The sequence below is a fragment of the Virgibacillus carmonensis genome, from assembly GCF_057836705.1.
The window spans coordinates 1-551 of record NZ_JBYQFJ010000345.1 but is presented as its reverse complement, the minus strand read 5'-3'; the positions used below and the strand labels follow the sequence as shown (position 1 = coordinate 551).

The following is a 551-nucleotide window of genomic DNA, read 5'->3' as shown; positions in this document are numbered from 1 at the left end:
CATGATTTAGGCGCCGAAATAAAATAAAACAGGTGGAAATCATCAATTTAATGACTCCACCTGTTTTTTGTTATGGTAAAATATGCATCAGCATCCGTTATTATCTTATGGAATAACCGGGAGAATAATATGTGATGGATATTTTTCATTATGATAGATTGTTTGATTGGCTTTCTTTGTCTTAGTACTGTTCATCATAGTTTTACCAGTATTAAGGTTAGTATCAAACCGGGGAAAATTACTGGATGAGATTTCAACCCTTATTTGGTGTCCCGGGAGAAATACATTACTTGTTGCCCAGAGATCAATCTCATACTGGGTCACTTCTCCGTTCAAATCGGCTTCAGGAACATAGCCATTACGGTACCTGGCGCGAACAATTCCATCGGTTAAGTTAAATGCTGTGCCATCTGGCATAACATCGACGAGCTTTGCGGCGAAATCAGTGTCTTTGGCATTGGTAGAGGCCCACAGTTTAACCTTAATTGGTCCGGTAACCTCAACCTGTTCCTGCAACTGCCCTGTTGAATAAACTAATACATCTTCCCTGT

1 protein-coding gene is annotated in these 551 nt (G+C 39.9%); it reads right to left on the bottom strand.

The window, feature by feature from the left end:
• Positions 1 to 105 precede the first annotated feature (105 nt).
• On the bottom strand, positions 106 to 551 hold a 446-nt coding region (locus AC3G7N_RS22255; protein ID WP_489424285.1), incomplete at its 5' end, for a CocE/NonD family hydrolase.